The sequence below is a fragment of the Paracidobacterium acidisoli genome, from assembly GCF_003428625.2.
Classification (GTDB): Bacteria; Acidobacteriota; Terriglobia; order Terriglobales; family Acidobacteriaceae; genus Paracidobacterium; species Paracidobacterium acidisoli.
In genome coordinates, this window is sequence record NZ_QVQT02000003.1 from 405,261 (window position 1) to 422,460 (window position 17,200).

Below are 17,200 nucleotides of genomic sequence, written 5' to 3' on the forward strand. Positions count from 1 at the left end.
ACTGTACTTCTGCCGCATTCTCTGTACAGAGAATGTAATGGAGTTCGCAGACCATATACCTGATAGTTGGCCTCAATTATTGTCATCAGCCAGGCACCTGTGCACACGCCTCAATAAACCGCTCATTCTCTGCGCGGCATCTTACGGCGATGCGAAAATAATCCTCATTCAGTCCTTCGAAATTAGCGCAGGCACGCAGAACAATGCCGTGTTCGGTAATCAGCCGTTTCCAGAATGCGGCGCCAGTGCCGGGTGTGGTTCTCATGAGCAGATAATTTGCACGTCCGGGGTACACGTGCAGTCCATGCGCGCAAAGCGCATCCGACAGCCATGTACGTTCCGTCGCGTTGCTGCGGCGTGCCTCGTCGATGTATTCAGAATCGGACAGCATGAGTCTCGCTCCTTCGGCGGCGAGCGAATCGATCGGCCACAGCGGCATGCAGGCATGGATTCGATCGCGCAGTGCAGGATGCGCAAGAGCATAGGCCACGCGCATTCCGGGCATGGCAAAAAATTTGGTTATCGAGCGAAGAACGACAAGATGCGGCGATGCCGCGGCGTGCAGCGCAAGGCTCTCCTCCGGCAGGTAATCGATAAAGGCTTCATCCACGATCGTGGTCACGCCCATTACGGCGGCTGATTCTGCAAGCTGAAGAACAGAGTCCCGCTCCCAGACGACTCCGGACGGGCTGTGCGGATTGGCGAAGAGCAAAGTGTCACAGCCACTGTTCCGTATAGCGGAGAGAATGCTCTCCGGCTCGAGCGTGAAATCCTTTTCCTCGGAGAGCAGAAGGCTATGGGATCTGGTTTTGCTGAGGGCGAGAGCTCGATGGTACTCGGTAAAACAGGGAGCCAGCACCAGGCATGACTTCGCCTCGAACGCCGCCAGCGTCGCGTGCAGCAGCGGCATCATCCCATTGCCCACGGCAATGCAGGTTGCGTCCGCTCCCACATAGGTGGCGATGGCGGAGATCAGGTCGCGATATGCGGAATCGGGATAGACGATCAGATTATGTGGATCGGCGACCCAGCGACTGAGCGCTGCAAGAACACGCTGCGGCGGCGGAACCGGATGAATGCTGGCGCTGAAGTCGAGCAGCGTATCGGGAGAAATGCCGAAGCGAACAGCAAGAGCACGCAGCTGGCCGCCATGCTCGGGGAATATCGCAGATGTCGTCTCAGACACGTGTGCGCCTCGCGGTCAACAGAAGCGCCCCGGCAAAACCCAGCAGACAGGCCGCTGCGGTGAGTTTCATCGCCCGGGCAGCATCCCGCTTTTGCGGCGGCGGAAACTCCGCTCCGAGGCAGGGCGACGCATGCTCCTCTCCGTCGTAGTAATTCGTTCCTCCCAGCCGGACACCGAGAGCGCCTGCCATAGCGCTCTCCACCTGGCCCGCGTTTGGACTGCTGTGTCTATCCCCATCGCGCAGCCACAGGCGCAGCGCGCTGCGCCCACTATCACTCCGCGCGCAAACAGATGCAGCAAGGCAGAGCAGCGAAGCAGAGATACGCGCGGGAATCCAGTTGGCTGCGTCATCAAGGCGTGCTGCCGCGCGGCCAAAATAGAGATACTGTTCGTCGCGATGACCGATCATCGAATCGAGCGTGTTGACGGCCTTGTAGGCCAAAGCCAGCGGCACTCCTCCCAGAGACAAATAGAACAAAGGCGCAATCACGCCGTCAGACAGGCTCTCCGCAAGCGTCTCAATGACTGCGCGGCTGATCTCCGTCTCTGTGAGCGAAGCGGTATCGCGGCCCACAATGCGGCTGACGCGCTGCCGGGCCAGAGGCAGATCGCCTGCCTCAAGTGCATAAAGAACCGCCGCCGCCTCTTCCAGAAGATTGCGAGCTGCCAGACACGCCGAAGCCAGCCAGGCCTCGAAGAGCGGACCGCAGATGTCCGGAAAGCGGTAAGCAATGCGAAGCGCCGCTCGCCCGCAAAGCAGGGAGGCCGCCGTAATGACCAGGGCGGCGATGCCTCCGGCCACAAGATCAAAGACTTTGCCGGAGCCGTGGCGTCGCATCGACCTCTCTGCAACCCGAATGCTGGCTCCAATAGCCCGAACCGGATGCGGCATCTCTTCCGGGTCTCCTGTGATTCCATCGAGCAGGCATGCAGAGAAAACGAGCAGGCTGCGCTTCATCGTGCTTCCACAGCTGTGCGAGAGATCGCCGAAGGCAACGTGAGCTTCACCATGCGGAAGATGGCCTCAAGATCCAGCGCGCGGCCAAACTCGTCGGTCAGCCGGTTGAGCTGCGTCTCGCGGTGAGCCTTCCAGGATGCCAGATGCGCGGGCTCCGTGAGACCGGCCGCCGCGCGCGCAGCTCGGACAAACCAGTGACGAAAGCCATCCTCATCAAAGAGGCCGTGAAGATAGGTGCCGAAGATGCGTCCATTTGCCGAAGCACAGCCGTCACGCACCGTTCCTGTCGTATCTGTGGCGCGGGAAAGTAATGCGAATGGACGCGCACTGTTCAGATATTCCGTCTCTCCGAGGTGAATCTCGTATCCTCGGATCTCTTCCGGTTCCTCGTCACCGGCAAAGAGAGAATGATGCAGCAACGTTCCACGCGCAGGAACCGTAATCTTTTCCTGGGTCATGGTGGTTCTTACCGGCAGCAGATGCAGTCCGATCTCGCAGGCATCACCCTCCATATGATATGGATCGCGAATCTCCTCGCCGAGCATCTGAAAGCCGCCGCAGATGCCCACAATCGTGCCGCCGGTGTCTGCAATGCGATGCAGCTCTTTCGCAAAGCCGGTGTCTTTCAGCCAGCGCAGATCGTGAATGGTCTGCTTGCTGCCGGGGAGAATGACAACATCGGCCAGGGCCAGCTCATGCGGAGCGCTGATATATCGCAGCGAAACAGAGGATTCATGGCGTAGTGCGTCGAAATCCGTGAAGTTGGAAAGTGAGGGAAGAGCAATCACGGCGATGCGCAGCGCGCGCTCCGGGCTGGCATCCGCATTCCAGTCCTGCCGAACACGATCTTCCAGTGCAACGCCATCTTCCTCATCCAGTAAGAGCCCGGAGAGATAAGGAATGACTCCGAGACAGGGTCGATTCAGTTTATCTTCCATCATGCGCACTCCCGGCATGAGCAGGCTCAGGTCGCCGCGAAATTTATTGATGATGAAACCACGAATGCGGCTGCGTTCCTCCTCATCGAGCAGCTCCATCGTGCCCAGCAAAGAAGCAAAGACGCCGCCGCGATCGATGTCGCCGGTAAGCAGGCATGGCGCATTTGCAAGAGCGGCCATGCGCATATTCACGATGTCGTTCCGCTTCAGATTAATCTCCGCTGGTGAGCCTGCGCCTTCGAGCACAAGGATGTCGTTCTTCGCGGCGAGCGTGCGGTAGCTCTCTTCGACAAAAGGCAGCAGTGAGAGCACGCGATCCTCGTGATAGCTTTTTGCATCAAGAGTCTTCCACACCTTGCCGTGCACAATCACCTGCGAAGAGGCATGCCCTGTTGGCTTCAGCAGAATCGGATTCATGTGTACAGAGGGCGGAACGCCAGCCGCTTCGGCCTGCAGCGCCTGCGCCCGTCCAATCTCCAGACCCTCCGGCGTCGCAGCGGAATTCAGCGACATATTCTGCGCCTTGAAAGGAGCGACGCGATATCCGGCGCGCGCGAAGATGCGGCAGAGCGCGGCGGTGACGAGCGACTTGCCGACGTGCGAGCCCGTGCCCAGCACCATGATGGCGTTTGCTGTCACAGCTCCTCTTCAGTGACCGGATAAGGCCGGTCGAAAAATTCAGAGCGAAGCAGCGATGCAAGTGGTCTGCGCTGCTCCCATCCATCACGCTCCAGATCGGGCAGCGGAGCAAACTGCTCCACATAACCCAGGCAAAGCCAGGCGATCAGCTCCATCTCCGGCGGAACGTGCAGCAGGTTCTTCAGCGCAGCCGGATCGAGAATGCTGACCCAGCCCACACCGATGCCTTCCGCGCGTGCGGCGAGCCACAGGTTCTGGATCGCGCATACGGTCGAATAGATCGAGGTTTGCGGCATGGTGTGCCGTCCCAGCCCATGACCCTGTGTGCTGGTTTCATCGCAGACAACACACAGGTGCAGCGGCGCCTGCAGCAGGCCTTCGAGGCGAAGGCTCCGGTAAAGCTCCTGCTGCTCATCATGGTAGGCCGCGGCGGCGGCGCGGTTGGCTTCGAGAAAAAGCTGATGCACCGCAGACCGTGTCTCGTGGCTGCGCACGACGATAAATCGAGCCGGCTGCATAAGCCCGACAGACGGTGCGCAGTGAGCCGCGCGCAGCAGACGCAGCAGCACGGCCTCTTCCACCGCATCGGGCAGAAAGCCGGAGCGGACATCGCGGCGCTCGCGAATGGCGCGGTACACCGCCTCTGTCTCCGATAGTGAAAAGGCGCCGCCAGACTGCATTACCACGCTCTCGACCAGCGGGGACCGGTGTGACCCTCATCGCGCAGGCGCGAATCGACTCCTGCCTCCAGCTCCAGCAGCCGCGCAAAGAGCCACAGCACATCGGACAGGCGATTGATGTAAGGGAGCACCTGCGCGTGGATGGTCTGCCCGCTCTCCACCAGGCGAACGATGTTGCGCTCTGCCCGGCGGCATACGGTACGGGCCACCTCGTAAGCAGCCGCTTCCGTATTCGCTCCGGGAAGAGACCAGTCGGACAGAATGCCTTCTTTGGTTTCGATCGAATGAACCAGATCCGTCAGCCAGTTCACGTCCTCTTCCGTGAGCACGGGAGCCGGCTTGCGGCTCTCGGCGGGTGTGGCCAGCGCCGATCCAACGCGGAAGAGAACCTTTTGAATGTCATGCGTCCAGGTGCTCACCTGCTCGTTGCGGCAGATGCTGCGCGCAAATCCCAGCGTCGAATTCAGCTCATCCACCGTACCGTAAGATTCAACTCTCAGATCAGCCTTCGAGACGCGGATGCCGCCCGCGAGCGCAGTCTCGCCGCCGTCGCCACGTTTGGTTGCAATGCTCATGCTCTTGCTCCTTTCGAGCCGGGAGTCATAGTTACCGGCTCCCTGTACTCTTCAAGCGAAATTCGCCAGCCTCTTTGTTGTACACGCCGTGTGTAACAGCAGGTCAGACTCTCTTCAATGAAATCGGCCAGACGCGGCGGCTGTTCGGAGAAGAGCGTCTCCTCCGGAAAGAACCAGCTTTTGCCTGCGCCCAGCTCTGCGAGCAATCGCGCATGCACCATCACTACCGGAACCTGCGAGATGCCGCTGCGCAGCAGCGCAACGGAGCGATGATACCCATCCCGCAGAAACCAGCGCCCGCGATAAGCAGCCGCTTCCATGTAAGGGCTCCCCGCGCCGAAGACGAAATGAGGCATCTGCTGTCCGGCCTCATCTGCGCAATGCAGCCGCACCGTCGCATTGGGTGACAAGGTCTCGATCTGCATCGCATGCGGAGAGCTCCGCCGCACGGAAAACTGCGGCGATGGCGCGGCAGCGTGCGGCAGCGCGAGATCGAGACGCCGTTCCCAGCTCGCATCGCTGTTCCACGGCAGCGTGCCGTTGCCGCAGACTTCGATCCTTCGCTGAAAGGCGAGCAGCCGGCGCAGATCGACGACAGCCAGCTCCCAGTCGAGGCCGCGAAACTCTCCGCTTGCAGCGATGGACTCCCCGCGCAAAGAAAGTGCATCGGCGAGATGGCTGGTCTCTTCCGCGAGGATGGGGGACTCGGTATGCCAGCACGTTCGTGCGGCAATCACCGCCTGCGCGCGGCGTCCGATCTCTTCCAGCGCTGCCGGCGTGGTGTCTCCGCGGTCCGCTTCGCTGTCGAAGCCCCAGGCCGCCAGTTCGCGAATGGTTTCGAAGAGAGGGGTCATCGCGTGATTTCCTGTGTCAGCGCGCAGAGCGCTTCATCAAACTCGACGCTCACGACCGCTCCATAACGCGCAGTGCGTTGCCATGTCTCTGCCGCCGGTATGGAGAAGAAGCGAGCCAGCGCAAACTGCATCACGCCCCGATGTGTAACGATCGCCGTCACAGATTTATCCTGCTCGCAAACAATCGTCTGTAGTTCCAGAGCAACCCGCGTCGTAAAGCTCTCATAGCTTTCTCCTCCCGGAGCAGCCTCAAGAGGAAACCCAATGAGCCAGCGCTGCGCCTGCTCTGGAAATCGCGACTGAATCTCGCTCCACTCCATGCTCTCCCACTCTCCGAATGAAATTTCGCGCAGCGTGCTGCGAAAATACAGCTCGGCCTCGTAGTGCGAGGCGATTGCCTCGGCTACTCTGCGCGCGCGGAGCAGGTCGCTCGAGAAGATGCGCTCGATGCCGAGTGGCGCAATCTCATCCAGCAGATGCCGCAATTGTTCTTCGCCTGTTGCATTCAGATCAGGGTCGGAATGGCCGCAAAAGCGTCCGGCCATATCGGTTGCCGTGTGGCGGATGAAGACGATCCGGCTCATTGCCACACCCCGCACAGGTAGACTGCGATCTCGGCAAGCTGAATCGTGGCGCCGAAGCAGTCGCCGGTGATGCCTCCAATGCGCCGCCTATAATACATCGCGCTGAGAAGCGTGATCAGAAGCACCGCGGTCCAGGGAAGCCACAGCGAGGCGCGGAGAAGATACGCGGAGATGCCAAGGGCCAGCACGCTTCCTGCGATAAGCGATACAGGAGAGATTTGCCGCGCCAGGCGCATCCCCTGCCCGCTGTTGCGCGCAGAGGGAAGAAAGCAGCCGAGCGGCAGAGCCGTCCAGCGGCAGAGCACATGGGCGCATATGAAATATGCAATGACGCGATGCGGCGGCAGTGAAGCGATCAGCAGTGTTCGCGCCAGCAGGGAAAATGCGATGGCGATTGCGCCAAAGCTGCCGATGCGGCTGTCCTGCAGAATCTCCAGAACACGCTCGCGGCTCCATCCGCCTCCGAAAGCATCGGCCGCGTCGGCGAGACCGTCTTCATGCAGGCCGCCGGTGATCAGCACCGTGAACAGCACGACGAGCAGCGCTGCGGCCGTTGCCGGAAGATGATGCATCAGCCACAAATCGAGGAGCCCCGCCGCCAGGCCCAGAATCAGGCCCACGACAGGAAAGAATGTCGCCGCGCGAGACAGGTCCGTGGCGCCACCCGCAAGCCCAGGCATGGGCACGCACGTGAGGAACTGAAAGGCCGCGATCATCTCTGCAAACAGGCGCTTCATCGGGCTGCTGTGCTCACCCCTGCGGAAGAAAAAGTGGCCATCTCCGAGAACAGACGCAGCGACGACTCCAGCACCGGCATAGCCAGCACTGCGCCTGTGCCTTCTCCCAGGCGCATATCGAGGCTGAGAATGGGCCGCAACCCAAGCTGGCGAAGCAGATGCTGATGCCCCGGCTCCTGTGAGCAGTGTCCGGCAAAAAGATAGTCCTTCATCTGAGGCGCCATCGCATACGCGACGGCTGCGGCCGAGGTCGAGATGAACCCGTCCAGCATGATCGCAATACGTGCGCGCGCAGCGCCCAGGATAAAGCCGGTCATCGCGGCAATCTCAAGGCCGCCGACGCAGCGAAGCACTTCGAGCGGATCGGCCTTCATCCCTGAAGATGGAAAGTGCCGCTCGATGGCGCGGCCGATCACATCAATCTTGGCATTCCTGCCCGCGTCGTCGAGCCCCGCGCCGCGGCCGGTCACTTCGGCGACAGGAAGGCCGGTAAGCAGGGCAGTGATGGCGCTGGCGGCGGTGGTATTGCCGATGCCCATCTCGCCGACCGCAATCATCTGCTGTTGTTTCGCCTGCGCACTCTGCGCCAGCTTCACTCCCGCCTCAAGTGCAGCGCAGAGCTCTTCGTGATTCATCGCCGGTTCGCGCAGCAGGTTGCGGCTGCCGCGCCGCACCTTTGCCTCGACCAGTCCGGGCGCGGAAGCGAAGACCGCGTCGACGCCGACATCCACCACGGTCAATTCCACACGGTGCGCCTTCGAGAGAACATTGATCGCTGCTCCGCCCTGCAGAAAGTTATGCACCATCTGCGCGGTCACTTCTCTCGGATAAGCGCTCACCGCTTCTTCCGTTACACCGTGATCGGCAGCAAAGACATACGCCGCCCTGCGCAGCGGAAGCGAAAGATTGCCGCCCGTGATGGCATACATCTGCGCCGCCAGCGCTTCCAGTACGCCGAGGCTGCCAAGGGGTTTGGTCAGGCTGTCGAGACGCCGCTGCGCCGCCTCCCGGTATTTCTCTTCAGGAGCGTTGATCTGTGCAATGACATCAGCGGCGAAATGCGGCAGAGAAGCATTCATGCGAGGCAGATTTCCTTTCGCGGCAGGCTGCCGGGAGGACAGTGAAAGATCCGCTCCAGCGATTCCGGACAAAGCATCTCGTCCACCGGGCCCTGCTGCAGCGGCTCTCCGGGGCTGATGGAGCAGACCGAGGAAAACGTATCGTCGATCAGAAAAAGATCATGCATCGATGCAAGCAGCGTAATGCCCTGAGAGCGAAGAGAGCGGATCAGCTGCATCATCTCCATCTGTCGCGCAATATCGAGCTGCTGTGCCGGCTCATCCAGCAGCAGCAGCCGGGGCTGCTGCGCCAGTCCGAGCGCAATCTTCACCCGCTGCCGCTCGCCTCCGCTCAGCTGATTGAAGATGCGTGCGCGCAGGTACCCCGTATCGGTCAGCTCCAGCGCATTTTCAATGGCCTCGCGATCGGTCCGCTGCAGGCCGCCGAGGGCGCGGATAAAAGGTGTTCTGCCCTGCTCGACGATCTGTTCCACGGTGAAGGCAAAAGGCACGTCGAGATTTTGCGGAACCAGGGCGATGGACCGCGCAATATGCTGCCGGCTTCGTCTGCGCAGCGGTGCTCCCTGGAACCGCACCTCGCCGGATGCGGGCGTCAGCATGCCTGCGGCAAGGCGCAGCAGCGTCGTCTTGCCTGCTCCGTTCGGACCGATGAGCGCGATGCATTCACCGGCAGAAACAGTGGCATTCACGGCTTCGAGAATCGGCTCCGCCGTGTAGCCAAAGCTTACGTCCGCGAATTCGAGCAGCGTGGTCATGCCTGCAGCTCCTGACGCGTCTTCCGCAGCAGATAGAGAAAGAACGGTCCGCCGACAAAGGCCGTCAGCACGCCGACGGGCATCTCCGCGGGTGACAGAATGGTGCGGGCGAGCGTGTCGGCGATCAGCAGAAAGATCGCCCCGCCCAGCGCCGTCACCGGCAGCAGACGAAGGTGATCGGGGCCGAGCACGAGACGCGCGACGTGCGGAACGATCAGGCCCACAAAGCTGATGAGGCCTCCAAGTGAAACGGCAACCGCGGTCAGAATGGAGCCAATGAGAATGATGAGGATGCGCACCGTTTCGATGTGAAGGCCGAGCTGGCTGGCATATTCCTCTCCCAGTGCCAGCGTATTCAGCCTGCGCGCCAGCGGCAGCGATCCGGCAAGACCAGTAGCCAGCAGAATCACCGCGATTACAAGCTGCGTCCATGTTGGGGTGCTGATGGCGCCGCGCAGCCACGAGGCGAGCACGCGGCTTCCCACGCCGAAGTCCTGATCGAGCGCCTCCAGAAAATAAGACGAGTAGCTCAGCATGGTGCTGACGGCGAATCCTGCGAGCAGAAGAGAGACCACCGGCGTGCGTCCGTTGACGCGGGCAATCGCGTAGACCACCGTGATCGATGTCATCGAGCCGGCCAGCGCCAGCAGCGTGATGGTGCTGAATCCCCCCACCGAGACGGCCGGAAAGAGAAAGATGCCGACCGAGGCCCCGAGTACTGCGCCGCCGGAAGAGCCAATCACATAAGGGTCGGCGAGCGGATTGCGGAAGAGTCCCTGAAACAGTAGACCGGAGACCGAAAGCGCGCTGCCGGCAATGACCGCGGCGAAGATGCGAGGCAGCCGAATGGAGACGAGGATCTCGCGATCCACCGTCGAAAGCGGACGGCCTCTGAAGACCGCTCCGAGAATTTCCGCAAGCGAGATATGAACCGAGCCTGCCAGCGCCGAGCCAAGCACCGCAAGCACCAGAGCGATGCCCAGCAGAAGAAGCAGGGCAGGGCGCACGCCTGCCCTGCCTGGTGCCGCGGTTCCGGTTTTCGGCTCTGCTAACGGAGTGACCAACGCTCGCCCCCAAACGAGAACTTTAGACCGGAACGAAAGGTGAACGGAAGCGACGGATAGCCGAAGACCTCGCTGTAATGCTCGCTCAGCAGGTTCTGCACGCCGCCGTAGAAGGCGACGCTGCGCACCGCCTGGTAGCTGAAGAAGGCATCCAGACGCTGGTAGGCCCCGTCCAGGTTGCGGTTGGGCAGCAGCATCGTCTCCAGACCGTTCGCATCCGACGACAGAAAGTCGCTGTCGTCGCGGCGGCTCACCAGCGTGCCGCGAAGATTGCCGGTGAAGCGCGAGTGCCTGTATGCAATCCCGAAGTAGCCGGTGTGCGGCGCCTGCCGGAATGCCCGCGCTCCGACAATCGGTCCGTCGATTCCGATGGGGACACTGGGAAAATCAGGATTGGAGCCGGGCCCGATGGCATCGCTCGTAAACGACTGCTGCACGCGCGTATCGAGATACGTATATCCGCCGCGCAGAAACCATGATCTGCCGGCCTGATACTCCAGCTCCAGCTCCGCGCCCTGCGCCCGGTAGGCCTCCGAGTTGACCGTGGCGCCGAAGCTCGCGGCGGCGACGACGGGCTCGGGCACTCCAAGATCGAGCAGCCCCTGCTGCGGAATGTACTCGATGCCGTCCGTGAATTCGTTGTGAAAGAGCGTCAGGCTCGCCTCTGCGCGGCCCGCAAGGAACTGCTGGTCGATGCCGATATCGTAGGTGCGCGACCGCTCCGGACCGATGTGCGAGACATGATACTGCGAGATGAGCTGGTCGCCATTCTCGATCCCGGAGAGCAGCGCAAAGAGCGATGAGGTCTGGTCGCTGATGCTTGGCTCCTTGATACCCTCGCCAAAGCTGGCTCTCAGCTTCGTTCCGCTGAAGAGGTGCCCATCCCGTGCCGGACCGAAGGCATAAGCCAGTGAGGCGCGCGGCGTGCCCGCAAATCCGAAGAGGCCGTTGTTCTGCAGGCCGCCTCCAAGCGTGTAGAAGAGCCGGCCTTTGATATCTCCCTGCAGCTGCAGTGTGTAATTGTAGTTGCCGCGCTGCACCGAATCCGACGGATCGGGAGAGACGGAGTAGCCGCGCTCATTCTCATACTGAAAGGCAAACAGCCCGATCGTGTGCGGATTGAAGCGATAATCCGACTGCGCGTAGACAAAGTCCTTGTCGGTGGATGTCGCGTAGTAGTTGGGATACGCCTCGACATATTGAAAGAGCGCCTGGCCGCTGACGGTGTATCCGTTCGCTCCATGAATCGTGACCGGCGCGCCCAGGTAGCCCGCCAGCGAGCAGTTCGAATCAGATGCTGGATCGCAGTTATAGACCGGCCCCGATGGAGCCGTGTAGTCGACATACTGCGGAATGCCTGTCGGCGCAAAATCCGTAAAGAGCGAGCGCAGCCGGATGCCTCCATAGCGCACCAGGTTATGCCACGCCTCGCTCGTCTGGTTCTCGAAGGTCACGCCGAAATAAGCGTCTTCATTGCTCTGTTTCGTGTCGTCGGGGATTCCATACAGCTCGATGGCATTGGGCTGCCCCGAGGCCACGCGGTCGTGGCGCATCGTCGCGCGCAGGCTGGTCGTTCTCGTCGGAGCCCATCCGAAGTTTCCCGCAAAGGTGCCGTTGTGATACGTGTCGTTGGGCAGAGTGTTCGTGCTGTCGAAGCGGGAGTAGTCGGAGAAGTAATCGTAATGATGGAAGGCGCCCCCGAGCGAGCCTTCCTGATGATACGTTCCGAAGTTTCCACCTTCGCCAAGATAAGTAAACAGCGGCAACGGAGTGTTTCCGCGGCTGGTGCTCATGCTCACTACGCCAGCCAGCGCGTCCGGCCCGTAGAGAACGCTGTTCGGGCCGCGCAGTATCTCGACTGAGGCGATCCCCGCGCTGGCGATATCGGCAAACTGCACGCCGCCGCCAATGTCATTCACAGGAATGCCGTCGATCAGCACTTTATTGGCGTCGCTGCCGCCTCCGCGAATGGAGAGCGCGGTCGTGCCTCCGGCCTGTCCGGTCTGGCTCACCTGCAGGCCGGGAACCAGCCGCAGTCCTTCCTGAATATCGCGGGTGCCCTGATAATCCTGCTGGCCAAGAACGGTGACCGCCGATCCAAGCTGGCCTTCGGGAGTCGGCGTGCCCGTCGCCGTGACCGTGATCTGCTGCGCGAGCGACTGAAGATCCAGATGAACATCGACGGCGGTTTCGTGGCCGCGTGTTTCTTCCGGCACATTGCGGGAGATGGCCGCAAAGCCCTGCGCAGAGACGCGGAGAACGGCATTCTGCAGCGACGGCGCGGTGAGACGGTACTCGCCCTGCGCATCGGTGGTGGCGGAGGCAACGACAGTGTTCTGCTCCAGAAGCTCAACCGTGGCGCGTGGAATAACGGCTCCTGAAGGATCGGTTACCGTTCCCCGGAGAGTAGCGGTCTGTGCCGAAAGAGCGGTGGTGAAGAGTGTGCAAAGCGCGAACAAATACAGGCATCGAATCCTGCAACGGATTTCGTACATAGTTTTCCCCTCGGAAAGTGCAGCGGGACCGGTCTCCTGACTTGCGCTTCATCGACCCGGAACAGCCTTCCCAGGAAAACCCAGTGGCTGGAATCTCTTCCGCGTTCCGTTCTCGGCGCTTACAGTTACGGGGTAGTGGCGGATTTGCACCGTCTTCCCGGCATCCTGCTGGTTTGGGTTACAGACACAAGATGGAGCGTTTCCATCATCAGGGATGAAGTTCTGCGGCCAGCTCCTCCAGAGCATCGAAGGCGACGGGAGCAGGCAGATCGATCCTGTCGTCGACGTAATAAAAACGATGGTTCTTCATGGCCGGAAGCATGTCCCAGCCCGGACGCCCGGTCAGATCCGACAGCGACATTCTTGCGCCACGCACCAGCAGCAGACCCTCCGGCCTGCGCGCAATAATGGCTTCGAGGCTGACCTGTGGCCACTCCTGATGAATATCGCTGGTGATCGAGTGGCCGCCCGCGATATCGATCAGCTCGCTGATAAAGGCGTGTTCGCCGATCGTGACGATGGGGTCGTACCAGATCGGCATAAAGATGCTGACCACCGGCTTGCCCTGAACGCGCAGCCGCACCGCCTGCTCGCGCTGATGCAGCTGGTGAATCAGCGATTCCGCGGCCTCTTCGCGATGCAGCGCCTGTCCCAGGGTGTGCAGGGATTTGTAAATCCCTGCGATACCGTGCGGGTCGACCATGAAGACAGGAATGCCCATCTGCTGCAGGCGGTCCACGCTCGCGATGCGATTGTGATCGCTGCTCCCGAGAACGAGATCGGGATGCAGCGCGAGGATGGTTTCAATCGAGGGACTGAGCGGCAGCCCCACACTCGGCTTAAGGCGCGCTTCCGCAGGATACTTCGTGTAGTCGCTCACCGCGATCACATCGTCTCCGGCACCGAGCGCATACACATCGTCGGTAATGCTGGGAACCAGACAGACGATGCGATGCGGATGATCGGGCACGGTCATGGTGCGGCCCAGCTCATCCGTCACGGTGCGGGCAGCCGATGCGGAGACAGCACAGAGCATCATGCCCAGCGCCGCGGCCAGCACTGATCGAACGGTACGCGTCATGACAGCACCTCTGCATTCCTTCGCGCAACGGCGGCAGATCGAACCAGACTCTCTGCAATTGATGGGCAGCTTCCGAAGTGCAGATGAATATAGCTGGCATAGACGTTCTGAAGCTGGAAGCCCTCATCTTCCGTTCTGCCGGAAAGCGAGTACTTCACGCGGCATGCGGAGGGAAGTGAGCAGTCCTCCACCATTTGCGAATAGTGAAAGCTGTGGCCTCGTGCGGTGGCGCCCTTTATGGCAGGAAGGCAGTCGCCGGTGAACTCCACATCGGCATAGCCGAAGCGGACGAGTGAATTGGTCATTTCGAAGCGCATCGGCAGCATGCCTGTCATCGGAAAGATCTGCCCATCGGCGCTGCGCAGGCCCTGGCTCAGATACAGCATGCCGCCGCATTCGGCATAGACCGGACGGCCGGACTCCGCGAAGGCGCGAATCTCCGCCATCATCGAAGCGTTGGCATGCAGCCTGTCCGCATACAGCTCCGGATAGCCTCCGCACAGATAAAGACCGTCGAGATCGCCGGGCAAATGGGCATCGCTGAGCGGGCTGAAAGGCACAATTTCCGCGCCTGCGCGCCGCAGCAGGTCCAGATTGTCTTCGTAGCAGAAGGAGAAGGCCTGGTCTCGCGTGACTCCATAGCGCACAATGGGCGCAGGCAGCGGCACAGGCGCCGGCGCGATCTCTGCGGCATGCTGAAGACGCAGCAGCGGCTCAAGCTGCAGATGCTCCCGCGCCATCGCCGCAAGCGCTTCGCGGCGCGCGTCAGGAGCCGTCTCTTCTTCGGCTGTGCGCAGCCCAAGATGCCGCTCCGGAATGGAGACAGCCTTCTGCTTCGGAAGCCTGCCCAGCAGCGGAATACCGGTGCTCGATGACAGAGCCGCTTCCAGCAGCCGGTAATGGCCCTCGCTGTTTACGCCGTTGAGCACGATGCCGGCAAAGCGCAGATCTCGGTCGAAGACCTCAAAGCCCTTTGTGACCGCAGCGATGCTGCGCGCGCTCTTCGATGCGTCAAGAACCAGAACCACGGGCAGGTTGAGAAGCTTCGCAATCTCCGCGCTGCTGCCTGCTTCGCCGCCTCCCGCCACGCCGTCGTAGAGACCCATCATCCCTTCCACAATGGCCGCGTCCGCGCCCTGCGAGGCACTGTGAAAGATATCCCGGTTCGCTTCCGCGCTCAGCATCCATGTATCGAGATTCCGCGAGACACGCCCGCACACCGCGCTGTGGTGTCCGGCATCCAGAAAATCTGGGCCGCATTTAAAGGGCTGCACCGCCAGGCCGCGTTCGCGAAGCGCCGCCATCATGGCCAGAGCGGCCGTCGTCTTGCCCACGCCGCTGGCCGTTCCCGCAACCATAAAGGCGATCATGCGCGGGCCTCCGGAGCTGCCAGGGCTTCTGTGCTTCCCTTCAGCACCAGCGGCAGGCCCGCAACCATCAGCACCACGTTGTCGGCTACCGCGGCGATCCGCTGGTTGAGCTCACCCAGCAGGTCGCGATAGCGCCGGCCCGACGGATACGGCGGAATCACTCCGCTGCCGACTTCATTTGATACAAGCACAACAGCGGCGGGCGCAGCAGTGCGCAGGGCATCGAGCAGGGCCACGATGCGGCTCTCCAGCGCAGCAGAGTCGTCTCCTGTGGCTTCGAGAAGGTTCGCGGTAAAGAGTGTGAGGCAGTCGATCAGCAGGCACGCAAACTCCGGCGCCAGCGTGGTCACGGCCTGGGCCAGCTCCAGAGGCTCCTCGATGGTGTGCCACATCGCCGGACGCTCCTGCTGGTGCCTCCGGATCTTCGCCGCCATCTCCTCATCGGAGACCGTCGCGGTTGCAATGTAGGCCACCGTGGCCGCTCCCGATGCGAGCTGCTGCGCGTAGCGGCTTTTGCCGCTGCGCACACCGCCCAGCACAAGCGTAACCGGCCTGCGGTTTGTCTCCTGCATAACGTTCCTCTGGTGAAGGCCGCAGCCCTCATCACAGCGGGAAGTAAGTTGAAAAGCTTGCGAGCGCGGCATTGAAAAAAGCCGTCAGGAAGCCCTCCAGCTCTCCCATCGAAGCTGGATTAAGTCCGGATCAGTATCTGGCCGGTCTCCTGACTTACGCCTTTGCGGACCGGAACAGCCTTCCCAGGGAAACCCCAGTGGCCGGAATCATCCAGGTTCAGGTCCAGGCGCTTACAGTTACGGGGTAGTGGCGGATTTGCACCGCGCTTCCCGAGCACCAGATGTGCTGTTTATAGGGCTTTCCCGCGCCGCATGTCAAACCGCGGCAGTCGCCGCTGAGCCGTCCGGAGGACGCCGGAAGAGCCTTTTTGACCGGGCAAAAAAGCAGCTTCAGTGCCGCGCCAGGCCATGTCCGGCGACCGCCACGCTGTCCCTTGTAGAGGCCTTGACCAGATACATCATCGCGTCGGCGGCGCGGATAATCTCATGCACAGTTCGGCCGTCTTCCGGCCAGGTGGCCACGCCGAAGCTGGCGCGAATCTGCAGCTGCAGCCGCTCGGAGACGCGGTAACGGCGCAGCCGCAGGCGCTCGTGCAGATACTGCGCCGTCTTCCGCGCCTCTTCCTTGCCTGTCTCCGGCAGCAGCACAATAAACTCGTCGCCGCCGTAACGAAAGGTCGAGTCCACCTCGCGCACCAGCGAGCGCAGAGACTGCCCGAACTCGGCCAGCAGGCGGCTGCCGATCAGATGGCCGTACTCGTCGTTGACCTGTTTGAAATGGTCGAGATCGATGAAGATCAGGCTGAAGGGGGTTCCGAACTGCTTTGCCCGCTCGCTCTCTTTTTCCAGCATGCGATAGAGGTGCCGCTGGTTGTTGAGCCCCGTGCAGTCGTCGGTGATGGTGAGTTCCTGAATGCGCTCGACCGCCCGCGCGTTTTCAATGGCAATGGCGGCGTAGTCGCAAAGAACGTGCAAAAACGAGATGGTATAGTCGGTGAGTGATTCGAGCCGGCAGTTAAAAAGCTGGATCACGCCGAGGGTGCGCAGACGCGAGCGAAGAGGCATGCAGATCGCCGACCGGATGCGAAACCTGCGGTCGCTGACGGCTTCGGCAAAGCGGGGGTCCTGGCTGACTTCGGGGACGATGAGGCTTTCGCCATGTTCGGCCACCCAGCCCGCCAGCCCCTCACCCACTTTCACGCGCACGTCGCGAAACTCGGCCTCGGCATGGCCCACGGCCACGGCATAGTAAAGCTCCTGACGCGGTTCATCCATGATGAGGAGGGACCACTGCTCCGGCTCGAAAAACTGCTCCATTTGCTGCATGATGGCGCGCAGAATAGAGTCGAGGTCGAGCGCGGAAGTCAGTGCTCGCGCAACATTATGAAAGACGAGCAGATCCTTCAGATCAGGGTTGGGAGTCACCGGGTCGGTCATAAAGTCAGAGGGGGAGACTGCCGTGATTGTGACATAAGCGGTCTGAGGATGGAGAGGGAAAACGCTTCCAGGCGTTACAGGACAGGGAAGCGCCATCCTGAGACCGGGAACGGGTGATAAACGGGCCAGTATGGGGCGGAAATCTCCAGGCCGGAGCGGGCCGGTCTGGCTCTTTCGCCGGTTCCGCGCATCTCTT

At 61.5% G+C, this 17,200-nt stretch carries 16 protein-coding genes and 2 riboswitches; all 16 genes read right to left on the reverse strand.

Going from position 1 to position 17,200, the window contains the following annotated elements:
* Nucleotides 1-85: 85 nt before the first annotated feature.
* Nucleotides 86-1,186, reverse strand: coding sequence for a pyridoxal phosphate-dependent aminotransferase (locus D0Y96_RS09305; RefSeq protein ID WP_117299091.1), 1,101 nt, complete (start codon nucleotides 1,184-1,186; stop codon nucleotides 86-88).
* Entirely contained in the window at nucleotides 1,179-2,144 is a 966-nt protein-coding gene (gene cbiB / locus D0Y96_RS09310) for an adenosylcobinamide-phosphate synthase CbiB (RefSeq protein ID WP_117299092.1), read from the reverse strand. Before cbiB ends, D0Y96_RS09305 begins: the two co-directional genes overlap by 8 nt.
* Complete coding sequence (locus tag D0Y96_RS09315) at nucleotides 2,141-3,721, reverse strand: cobyric acid synthase (RefSeq protein ID WP_117299093.1); 1,581 nt, start codon at nucleotides 3,719-3,721, stop codon at nucleotides 2,141-2,143. The genes cbiB and D0Y96_RS09315 overlap by 4 nt, the downstream gene beginning before the upstream one ends.
* Nucleotides 3,718-4,401: a 5,6-dimethylbenzimidazole synthase gene (gene bluB, locus D0Y96_RS09320; RefSeq protein ID WP_117299094.1), complete on the reverse strand. Its 684-nt coding sequence runs from the start codon at nucleotides 4,399-4,401 to the stop codon at nucleotides 3,718-3,720. The genes D0Y96_RS09315 and bluB overlap by 4 nt, the downstream gene beginning before the upstream one ends.
* On the reverse strand, nucleotides 4,401-4,976 hold the full coding sequence (locus D0Y96_RS09325) for a cob(I)yrinic acid a,c-diamide adenosyltransferase (protein WP_117299095.1): 576 nt from the start codon (nucleotides 4,974-4,976) through the stop codon (nucleotides 4,401-4,403). Before D0Y96_RS09325 ends, bluB begins: the two co-directional genes overlap by 1 nt.
* Nucleotides 4,973-5,830 carry a hypothetical protein gene (locus D0Y96_RS09330; protein WP_117299096.1) on the reverse strand — a complete coding sequence of 286 codons (858 nt, stop codon included), beginning with the start codon at nucleotides 5,828-5,830 and terminating at the stop codon, nucleotides 4,973-4,975. Before D0Y96_RS09330 ends, D0Y96_RS09325 begins: the two co-directional genes overlap by 4 nt.
* Entirely contained in the window at nucleotides 5,827-6,414 is a 588-nt protein-coding gene (locus tag D0Y96_RS09335; protein WP_117299097.1) for a histidine phosphatase family protein, read from the reverse strand. Before D0Y96_RS09335 ends, D0Y96_RS09330 begins: the two co-directional genes overlap by 4 nt.
* Nucleotides 6,411-7,151, reverse strand: coding sequence for an adenosylcobinamide-GDP ribazoletransferase (gene cobS, locus D0Y96_RS09340; protein ID WP_117299098.1), 741 nt, complete (start codon nucleotides 7,149-7,151; stop codon nucleotides 6,411-6,413). Before cobS ends, D0Y96_RS09335 begins: the two co-directional genes overlap by 4 nt.
* Complete coding sequence (gene cobT / locus D0Y96_RS09345) at nucleotides 7,148-8,230, reverse strand: nicotinate-nucleotide--dimethylbenzimidazole phosphoribosyltransferase (RefSeq protein ID WP_117299099.1); 1,083 nt, start codon at nucleotides 8,228-8,230, stop codon at nucleotides 7,148-7,150. Before cobT ends, cobS begins: the two co-directional genes overlap by 4 nt.
* Complete coding sequence (locus D0Y96_RS09350) at nucleotides 8,227-8,985, reverse strand: ABC transporter ATP-binding protein (RefSeq protein WP_117299100.1); 759 nt, start codon at nucleotides 8,983-8,985, stop codon at nucleotides 8,227-8,229. The genes cobT and D0Y96_RS09350 overlap by 4 nt, the downstream gene beginning before the upstream one ends.
* Nucleotides 8,982-9,992, reverse strand: a complete 1,011-nt coding sequence (locus D0Y96_RS09355) for a FecCD family ABC transporter permease (protein ID WP_158562325.1) — start codon at nucleotides 9,990-9,992, stop codon at nucleotides 8,982-8,984. Before D0Y96_RS09355 ends, D0Y96_RS09350 begins: the two co-directional genes overlap by 4 nt.
* A gap of 41 nt (nucleotides 9,993-10,033) precedes the next feature.
* Nucleotides 10,034-12,508, reverse strand: coding sequence for a TonB-dependent receptor (locus D0Y96_RS09360; protein WP_158562326.1), 2,475 nt, complete (start codon nucleotides 12,506-12,508; stop codon nucleotides 10,034-10,036).
* Nucleotides 12,509-12,553: 45 nt separating this feature from the next.
* Nucleotides 12,554-12,727, reverse strand: a riboswitch (cobalamin riboswitch).
* Between the two features lie 25 nt (nucleotides 12,728-12,752).
* Entirely contained in the window at nucleotides 12,753-13,625 is an 873-nt protein-coding gene (locus D0Y96_RS09365) for an ABC transporter substrate-binding protein (protein WP_117299103.1), read from the reverse strand.
* Nucleotides 13,622-14,995 (reverse strand): cobyrinic acid a,c-diamide synthase CobB, encoded by a 1,374-nt coding sequence (locus D0Y96_RS09370; RefSeq protein WP_117299104.1) that lies wholly within the window; start codon nucleotides 14,993-14,995, stop codon nucleotides 13,622-13,624. The genes D0Y96_RS09365 and D0Y96_RS09370 overlap by 4 nt, the downstream gene beginning before the upstream one ends.
* A complete protein-coding gene (gene cobU / locus D0Y96_RS09375) occupies nucleotides 14,992-15,567 on the reverse strand; it encodes a bifunctional adenosylcobinamide kinase/adenosylcobinamide-phosphate guanylyltransferase (protein WP_117299105.1) in 576 nt (191 codons plus the stop codon). The genes D0Y96_RS09370 and cobU overlap by 4 nt, the downstream gene beginning before the upstream one ends.
* 122 nt (nucleotides 15,568-15,689) lie before the next feature.
* A riboswitch (cobalamin riboswitch) is annotated at nucleotides 15,690-15,863 on the reverse strand.
* A gap of 94 nt (nucleotides 15,864-15,957) precedes the next feature.
* On the reverse strand, nucleotides 15,958-17,004 hold the full coding sequence (locus D0Y96_RS09380) for a sensor domain-containing diguanylate cyclase (protein WP_117299106.1): 1,047 nt from the start codon (nucleotides 17,002-17,004) through the stop codon (nucleotides 15,958-15,960).
* Nucleotides 17,005-17,200 lie beyond the last annotated feature (196 nt).

Excerpts from the sequence above, each read along its gene's own strand:
- D0Y96_RS09350 (WP_117299100.1), bottom strand. The coding sequence starts at position 8,985 with ATGACCACGCTGCTCGAATTCGCGGACGTAAGCTTTGGCTACACGGCG.
- D0Y96_RS09325 (WP_117299095.1), bottom strand. The coding sequence starts at position 4,976 with ATGAGCATTGCAACCAAACGTGGCGACGGCGGCGAGACTGCGCTCGCG.
- D0Y96_RS09370 (WP_117299104.1), bottom strand. The coding sequence starts at position 14,995 with ATGATCGCCTTTATGGTTGCGGGAACGGCCAGCGGCGTGGGCAAGACG.
- cbiB (WP_117299092.1), bottom strand. The coding sequence starts at position 2,144 with ATGAAGCGCAGCCTGCTCGTTTTCTCTGCATGCCTGCTCGATGGAATC.
- D0Y96_RS09330 (WP_117299096.1), bottom strand. The coding sequence starts at position 5,830 with ATGACCCCTCTCTTCGAAACCATTCGCGAACTGGCGGCCTGGGGCTTC.
- cobT (WP_117299099.1), bottom strand. The coding sequence starts at position 8,230 with ATGAATGCTTCTCTGCCGCATTTCGCCGCTGATGTCATTGCACAGATC.
- cobU (WP_117299105.1), bottom strand. The coding sequence starts at position 15,567 with ATGCAGGAGACAAACCGCAGGCCGGTTACGCTTGTGCTGGGCGGTGTG.
- D0Y96_RS09335 (WP_117299097.1), bottom strand. The coding sequence starts at position 6,414 with ATGAGCCGGATCGTCTTCATCCGCCACACGGCAACCGATATGGCCGGA.
- cobS (WP_117299098.1), bottom strand. The coding sequence starts at position 7,151 with ATGAAGCGCCTGTTTGCAGAGATGATCGCGGCCTTTCAGTTCCTCACG.
- bluB (WP_117299094.1), bottom strand. The coding sequence starts at position 4,401 with ATGCAGTCTGGCGGCGCCTTTTCACTATCGGAGACAGAGGCGGTGTAC.
- D0Y96_RS09365 (WP_117299103.1), bottom strand. The coding sequence starts at position 13,625 with ATGACGCGTACCGTTCGATCAGTGCTGGCCGCGGCGCTGGGCATGATG.
- D0Y96_RS09380 (WP_117299106.1), bottom strand. The coding sequence starts at position 17,004 with ATGACCGACCCGGTGACTCCCAACCCTGATCTGAAGGATCTGCTCGTC.